Source organism: Bradyrhizobium sp. NAS96.2 (genome assembly GCF_001908235.1).
Lineage (GTDB): Bacteria > Pseudomonadota > Alphaproteobacteria > Rhizobiales > Xanthobacteraceae > Bradyrhizobium.
Genome location: NZ_LGHK01000214.1, coordinates 1 through 6,345, shown reverse-complemented (window position 1 = coordinate 6,345; position 6,345 = coordinate 1). Strand labels below are relative to the sequence as shown.

General features: G+C 66.3%; 5 protein-coding genes. 1 reads left to right on the top strand and 4 read right to left on the bottom strand.

Annotated features, from left to right (window positions below; all coding sequences use genetic code 11):
* Positions 1-293: 293 nt before the first annotated feature.
* The 4 genes from AC628_RS34915 to AC628_RS34900 form a co-directional block, all read right to left on the bottom strand.
* Positions 294-2,045, bottom strand: a complete 1,752-nt coding sequence (locus AC628_RS34915) for an NAD+ synthase (RefSeq protein ID WP_074131242.1) — start codon at positions 2,043-2,045, stop codon at positions 294-296.
* Between the two features lie 84 nt (positions 2,046-2,129).
* Positions 2,130-3,275 (bottom strand): NAD(P)/FAD-dependent oxidoreductase, encoded by a 1,146-nt coding sequence (locus tag AC628_RS34910; RefSeq protein ID WP_210190299.1) that lies wholly within the window; start codon positions 3,273-3,275, stop codon positions 2,130-2,132.
* A gap of 2 nt (positions 3,276-3,277) precedes the next feature.
* Positions 3,278-3,631, bottom strand: coding sequence for a diacylglycerol kinase (locus tag AC628_RS34905; protein WP_074131241.1), 354 nt, complete (start codon positions 3,629-3,631; stop codon positions 3,278-3,280).
* A 43-nt stretch (positions 3,632-3,674) separates the two neighbouring features.
* On the bottom strand, positions 3,675-5,063 hold the full coding sequence (locus tag AC628_RS34900; protein ID WP_074131240.1) for a class II 3-deoxy-7-phosphoheptulonate synthase: 1,389 nt from the start codon (positions 5,061-5,063) through the stop codon (positions 3,675-3,677).
* A gap of 152 nt (positions 5,064-5,215) precedes the next feature.
* On the opposite strand from AC628_RS34900, the gene AC628_RS34895 reads away from it, so the two are divergent.
* A complete protein-coding gene (locus AC628_RS34895) occupies positions 5,216-6,142 on the top strand; it encodes an alpha/beta hydrolase family protein (protein WP_074131239.1) in 927 nt (308 codons plus the stop codon).
* Positions 6,143-6,345: the final 203 nt, after the last annotated feature.

Genomic DNA, 6,345 nt, shown 5'->3' with positions numbered 1-6,345 from the left:
TCAGCAGCCGCCGGCTGCGGCCGACGCCACGGCTCCAGCTCCGGCCGCGCCCGCGAGCGACGGCCAGATCCGCACGGTCGGCCCGACCTTCATTCAGCAGAAGAAGCAGTAGAAGCCCGTCCGCGAACTCATTCCCCACCTCTCCCGCTTGCGGGGGAGGTCATATCGCATCGAAGATGCGATATGGGTGGGGGCTCTCTCCACGTCGGCGGTCTCGCTCGCGGCGACACCCCCACCCCGACCCTCCCCCGCAAGCGGGAGAGGGGGAAGAGCCTCGTGGCATTCGAGAGGGTTCAGCCCTCGAACGCCTCCGCCGACGCGCGCGAGGTGCGCGCCACCAGCTTCTCGTCGGGCTCCGGCAACGCCTTGCCGAAATCGCGGAAGCGGTTGGTGATGGGATAGCGGCGGTCGCGGCCGAAATTCTTGCGCGTCACCTTCACCCCCGGCGCGGCCTGCCGCCGCTTGTATTCGGCGATGTTGAGCAGGCGGTCGACGCGGGTCACCACGTCGCGGTCGAAGCCGGCCTCGATGATGGTCGCAAGCGGCTCCTCGCGCTCCACTAGCCGCTCGAGGATCGCATCCAGCACCTCGTAGGGCGGCAGCGAATCCTGATCGGTCTGGTTCTCGCGCAATTCCGCGGTCGGCGGCCGGATGATGATGTTGACCGGGATCACCTCGCCCGAGGGGCCGAGCGCACCGTCCGGCTTCCAGGCATTGCGCAGGCTGGACAGGCGGAACACCTCGGTCTTGTAGATGTCCTTGATCGGGTTGAAGCCGCCGTTCATGTCGCCATACAGCGTGGCGTAGCCGACCGACATTTCCGACTTGTTGCCGGTCGTCACCACCATGGCGCCGGTCTTGTTGGAGATCGCCATCAACAGCGTGCCGCGGGCGCGCGCCTGCAAATTCTCCTCGGTGATGTCGCGCTCCAGCCCCTTGAACACCGGTGCCAGGATTGTCTCGAACCCGTTCACGGCATCCGCGATCGGCAGGATCTCGTAGCGGATACCGAGCGCGGCGGCGAGCTTGGCGGCGTCGTCGAGCGACACCTGCGCGGTGTAGCGGAACGGCAGCATCACGCCGCGCACCTTGTCGGCGCCGAGCGCATCGACCGCGATCGCCGCGCACAACGCCGAGTCGATGCCGCCGGAGACGCCGAGCAGCACGCCGGGAAAGCCGTTCTTGCGGACGTAGTCGCGCAGGCCGAGCACGCAGGCCGCGTAATCGGCCTTGTCGCCCTCGAGCTGCGCCGTGCTCGGCCCGTTGCAGCGCCAGCCATCCGCCGTCTTGCGCCAGGTCAGCGTCGTGATGTTCTCCTCGAACGCCGGAAGCTGCGCCGCGACCGAGAGATCGGCATTCAGCGCGAACGAGGCGCCGTCGAAGATCAATTCGTCCTGGCCGCCAACTTCATTCAAATAGACCAGCGGCAGCCCGCTCTCGGTGACCCGCGCCACCACGATCGACAGCCGGAGATCGGCCTTGTCGCGGGCATAGGGCGAGCCGTTCGGCACCACGAGGATCTCGGCGCCGGTCTCGGCGAGACATTCGACGACGTTCTCGTATTCCTCTGACTCCTCGAGCCAGATGTCCTCGCAGATCGGCACACCGATGCGCACGCCGCGCACCGTCACCGGACCCGGCGCCGGACCGCGCGCGAACAGCCGCTTCTCGTCGAACACGCCGTAATTCGGCAGATTGGCCTTGTAGCGCAGCGCGGCGATGCGGCCGCCGTCGAGCAGCGCGCAGGCATTGTAGAGCTTGCCGTCCTCGACCCAGGGCGTGCCGATCAGCATGGCCGGACCGCCGTCTTTGGTCTCGCGCGCCAGTTCCTCGACCGCGGCGCGGCAGGTCGCCTGGAACGCCGGCTTGAGCACCAGGTCCTCCGGCGGATAGCCGGCGAGGAACAGCTCCGACAGCACCACGAGATCGGCGCCGTCGGCCTTAGCTTTCTCGCGCGCCGCACGCGCTTTCGCGGCGTTGCCGGTGACGTCACCGACCGTCGGATTGAGTTGCGCCAGGGTGATCTTGATCTGTTGTTCGCTCATAGCTTTATGTTGTCCCGCACAAGGGCAAACTTCAATGGCCGTCCGGTCATGGTGCGATTGCAGAAATCGCACTGGGATCCCTGGTCAGGGTGCAAGCTCCGCCCTCACCTCGCCGAGCAGCGCCAGAGCACCCAACCGGCCCAATTCGTCCGAACATTTTGCGCTCTTGCCGTAGCAGCAGAATGCGACGGTGACCCGTTCGGACAGCGGCCCGATAAGCGGCAAGCCGCTGTCGCCAAAGCTGGTCATGCAGGGCACGACGCGGCGCTCTTCGAACTTGAGGCCGCGGATGCGATCGAGGATCTGCGCTTGCAGGCGATCCGCGACGTCAACCGATCCGCCCGACCGGAACCAGTCCTTGATGTCAGCCTCGCTGCCGAGCGGAAGATCGACCGGATCTCCGCCGAGCTTCAACCAGGTCTGGCCGTCCGGATACGGGATCGGCGGCAGGATGTAGGGGTTGTCGCCCTTCGGCCCGAGACAGCGCATCGACGGCATGCCGGCCAGGCGTTCGACCTCCGCCCGATCGAGCCGGAACAGCGCCGCGGTGCGCGCGTAGACCGTAACACCGAGCGATCGGCCGAGCAGCGATTGGGTATGCCCGCCGGCGGCAACCAGCACACGCTCGGCCTCGAGGTTGCCCGATCGCGTCCGGATCGTCACACCGGAAGCGGTTTCCGAAATCCCGAGCGCCGCTTCGTCGATGATCCGCGCACCCGCGCGCTCCGCCGCGATCGTCTGCGCCCGCACCAGGCGCCGCGGGCTGATGTAGCCGGCATTGCGCGGCTCGAAATAGCCCAGCATGCCCGCGGTTGATTTCAGGAACGGAAACCGCTCGGCGAGCGCCGCGTCCGGATAGGCTTCACAGGAAATCACCTCGTCGGCGCAGACATCGCCGATCGAGGCGACATCGGTGGTTTCGCTGTTGCCGACGTGAAGCGCGCCGGCCTCCCGGTAGAAATCGACACCGCTTTCCGCAGCAATCTCGCCGTAACGCGCGATCGCGGCGCGGTTCATCTGCCGCCAGAAGGCTTGCGGATCGTAGGTCCGTGTGATGCGGCCTTCGTCATAGTGGCTGCCGAACACACCGTCATGGCGCGCAAAATCCGCTGGCTCACCGGGCCCGATCAGTGCGACCTCGTGACCCATCTTGGTCAGATGTCGCGCGGCCGCCGACCCGATCAGACCTCGTCCGATCACCGCAAGCTTGATCGGCTTATTCACGATCACGGTTAGAATGCACCCAAGCGCTCGGCGAGGGCGAACAGCCAGAACAGCCCGGCCATCGCAAGCGCGACGCCGACGGCGGCGGAGCCCATGTCCTTGACCCGCCCGATCTGCGGGTCGTGATCCATGGTCAGGCGGTCGGCGAGCTTCTCGATCGCGGTGTTGAGCAGCTCGATCACGAGCACCAGCACCACGGTCGCGACCAGCTCGAACCGACGCATCACGGTGGCGCCGACCAGCCAGGCCAGCGGCACCGACAGCACCAGCGCCACAACCTCCTCGCGGATCGCCTGCTCCGAGCGGATGGCGAATGCCAGCCCGTTGCGCGAGTTGATGGTGGCTCGCCAGAACCTCAGCAAGTCACTGCCCCCAAGTCACTGCCCCCAACTCGCCTGCCCCAAATCATAACCCCGCGGCGGCCGGCATCGGTTTGACCTTGCCGGCGCGCTCCTGCTTGAGCAACTCGGCGATCAGGAAGGCCATGTCGATCGACTGTTCGGCGTTGAGACGGGGATCGCAGACCGTGTGATAGCGGTCGTTGAGATCCTCATCAGTGATGGCGCGCGCGCCCCCGATGCATTCGGTGACGTCCTGCCCGGTCATCTCCAGATGCACGCCGCCGGCATGGGCGCCCTCGGCGGCATGGATTGCGAAGAACGACTTCACCTCCGCCAGCACGCGGTCGAACGGCCGCGTCTTGTAGCCCGAGGTCGAGGTGATGGTGTTGCCGTGCATCGGATCGCACGACCAGACCACGACGCGGCCCTCGCGCTGCACGGCGCGGATCAGGCCCGGCAGGTGGTCGCCGACCTTGTCGGCGCCGAACCGGTTGATCAGGGTCAGGCGTCCCGGCTCGTTGTCGGGATTGAGGATATCGATCAGCTTCAAGAGCTCGTCCGGCTTCAGCGACGGGCCGCATTTCAGGCCGATCGGGTTCTTGATGCCGCGGAAATATTCGACATGGCCGTGGTCGAGCTGACGGGTGCGGTCGCCGATCCAGATCATGTGGCCCGAGGTCGCGTACCAGTCGCCGGTGGTGGAATCGACCCGCGTCATCGCCTGCTCGTAGCCGAGCAGCAGCGCCTCGTGGCTGGTATAAAAATCGGTGGCGCGCAGCTCGGGATGGCTCTCGAGATCGAGGCCGCAGGCGCGCATGAAGTTCAGCGCGTCCGAGATGCGGTCGGCGAGTTCCTTGTAGCGGCGGGACTGCGGCGAATCCTTCAGGAAGCCGAGCATCCATTGATGCACGCTGCCGAGATTGGCGAAGCCGCCGGTCGCAAACGCGCGCAGCAGGTTCAGCGTCGCCGCGGATTGGCGATAGGCCATCAGCTGGCGCTGCGGATCGGGAACACGCGCTTCCGGCGTGAAGGCGATGTCGTTGACGATGTCGCCGCGATAGCTCGGCAGCTCGACGTCGCCCTGCTTCTCGGTCGGCGACGAGCGCGGTTTTGCAAACTGCCCGGCGATGCGGCCGACCTTCACCACCGGCAGCGCGCCGGCATAGGTCATGACAACGGCCATCTGCAGCAGCACGCGGAAGAAGTCGCGGATGTTGTTGGCGCCGTGCTCGGCAAAGCTCTCGGCGCAGTCGCCGCCCTGCAGCAGGAAGGCCTCACCGGCCGCGACCCGGCCGAGCGCCTTCTTCAGGCTGCGCGCCTCGCCCGCGAACACCAGCGGCGGAAAGGTCGCCAGCTGGGCCTCGACATCGGCCAATGCCTTGGCATCGGGATAATCGGGCACCTGCAGCACCTTCTTGGCGCGCCAGCTATCGGGTGTCCACCGCTCGGACATGAGGTCAACTCCTGAGCAAAAACCGCGACTTAATCGCGGGCATACGGAAAGCCCGGCTTATACACAGGGCGCCGGTCTCCCGCTAGAAGGATTCCTGCAATTCCGTCAAGCCCTTGCAAGAAAATCCGAATTCGCATTTGGTAGAGCATAGCATGAATGCCGGGGAAATCGCCGTGGCCGCCGCCGCGCTGGACGACGTTTTTAGCGACGACATCGTCGTGCCAGCCGCGGACGGCTATCCGCTCGCCGCCACACTGTTCCTGCCCCGCGGCAAGAAGCGCCACGCCGTCCTGATCAACTCGGCGACCGCCGTGCCCCGCAAGGTCTATCGCGGCTTTGCCGGCTATCTCGCCCGCCGCGGCTCGGCGGTCCTGACCTACGACTACCGCGGCACCGGCGACTCCAGGCCGATGGTGGCGACCGGCCTGAACAAGGAGAAGTCGCTGGCCGGCTTCAAGGCGACGATGGCGGACTGGGCCGCGCTCGACACCGCCGCCGCCGTGCGCTGGATGCGCGAGCGCTACCGTGACCTGCCCTTTGCCTATGTCGGCCACTCCTTCGGCGGCCAGGCGCTCGGCCTGTTGCCGAACAACGCCGAGATCCCGCGCGCCTTGCTGATCGCCTCGCAAGCAGCGCATTGGAAGCTGATGGCTTCGCCCGAGCGCTACCGCGTCGTGGCCTTCATGAACGGCATCGGCCTGCCGCTCGCCCGCACGCTCGGCTATGTGCCGGGCTGGGCCGGTCTCGGCATGGACTTGCCGCGCGGCGTGTTCGAGCAATGGCGCGGCTGGGTGATGCGCGAGCGCTATCTGCTCGACGACCCGGCGCTTGCCGCGCGCGAGAACTTTCCGAAGTTCAAGGGCAAGCTCCGCGCACTCACCATCACCGACGACACCTGGGCAACGCGGCCGGCGGTCGAACTGCTGTGCTCGGCCTTCACGTCGATCACACCGGAGATCATCTCGATCCGTCCCGCGGACGCCGGCGCGAAGGCGATCGGCCATTTCGGCTTCTTCCGCAGCGAACACCGCGACGCCCTGTGGCGCGGCGCCGCGGAGTGGCTCGAGGCGGAGGGGTAGACGCGAATTTCCACCGGTGTCGTCCTGGCGAAAGCCAGGACCGATAACCACCGAATTTACTTGTGAACGAGAATGCGGACCCAGCGTCGCGCAACAATTGAGAATTGGGCTAATGGGTCCTGGCTTTCCAGGCCGTGCAAAAACCACGCTCTGATGGTGGATTTTGGCGGCTGAGATTGATTCGGGGGGACGATGGGACACGT